Source organism: Mesorhizobium sp. M7D.F.Ca.US.004.03.1.1, assembly GCF_003998635.1.
GTDB lineage: Bacteria > Pseudomonadota > Alphaproteobacteria > Rhizobiales > Rhizobiaceae > Mesorhizobium > Mesorhizobium loti.
The window spans coordinates 1-1078 of the sequence record NZ_RZQG01001395.1; the positions used below are offsets into that span (position 1 = coordinate 1).

The 1078-nt window shown below is 61.9% G+C and carries 2 protein-coding genes; both read left to right on the plus strand.

Annotation, left to right across the window (positions count from 1 at the left end):
- A partial coding sequence (locus EN935_RS37360) for a RimK family alpha-L-glutamate ligase (protein ID WP_164771765.1) occupies positions 1-740 on the plus strand: 740 nt, incomplete at its 5' end.
- 17 nt (positions 741-757) lie between these two features.
- On the plus strand, positions 758-1030 hold the full coding sequence (locus tag EN935_RS37365; RefSeq protein WP_109662712.1) for a DUF3303 family protein: 273 nt from the start codon (positions 758-760) through the stop codon (positions 1028-1030).
- Positions 1031-1078: the final 48 nt, after the last annotated feature.

Consider the following 1078-nt stretch of genomic DNA (forward strand, 5'->3'; position numbering starts at 1 on the left):
ACGACGCGCTGTTCATCCGCGAGACGACCTCGATCTCCAATCACACCTATCGTTTCGCCCGCCGCGCCCAGCAAGAAGGCATGCCAGTCATCGACGACCCGCTATCGATGATCCGCTGCACCAACAAGGTCTATCTCAACGAGCTGATGGCCTACAACAAGGTCCCGGTGCCGCCGACGGTGATGATCGCCGGCACCTCGGATCTCGAACTGGCGGCGCAGACGCTGGGCTTTCCGCTGGTGCTGAAGATTCCGGATTCGTCGTTCTCGCGCGGCGTCAAGAAATGCGCCAACTTCGAGGAACTGAAGACGCTCGCCACCGAATGGCTGGAGGATTCCGACCTTCTGATCGCGCAGAAATTCATTCCGACCGAATATGACTGGCGCGTCGGCGTGCTCGGCGGCCAGCCGCTGTTTGCCGTGCACTATCTGATGGCCAAGAAGCACTGGCAGATCGTCAACCACAAGGCCAACGGCAAGCCCGACCAGGGCGGCATCAAGACCTTCACGCTGAAGGAAACGCCGGCGCATGTCGTCGAGACGGCAGTGAAGGCGGCGCGCTGCATCGGTGACGGGCTCTATGGCGTCGACCTCAAGGAGACCAAGGACGGCGTCTTCGTCATCGAGGTGAATGACAATCCCAACCTCGACCATGGCTGGGAGGATTCCGGCGAGAAGGACGAGGTCTGGGTGCGGCTGACGCAATGGTTCCTGGAGCGGCTGGACCGGCCCGGGCGGTAATTTGATCGGGGGAAAAGATGCTGTTCATCGTGATCGAGGATTTTACCGGCTGCGATCGCAAGGAGATCTACCGCCGCTTTCGCGACCGGGGCCGCCTGAAGCCGGACGAGCTTCTCGTGCACCACAGCTGGATCGCGGCGGACATGAGCCGCTGTTTCCTGCTGGTGGAGGCCGATGACGCCACGCTGCTGCAGCGCTGGGTCATCGAATGGGCGGATCTGGTGGAATTCGAGATCGTTCCCGTGGCGACGAGCAAGGACATGGCAGAGGCATTGAGCGGCCACCTCTGACCATAGCCGCCTGTCAGGTCAACGCAGTGCCGGCGAGCCGACTACGCG

Coding starts and splice junctions, on each gene's coding strand:
- EN935_RS37365 (WP_109662712.1), top strand. CDS start 758: ATGCTGTTCATCGTGATCGAGGATTTTACCGGCTGCGATCGCAAGGAG.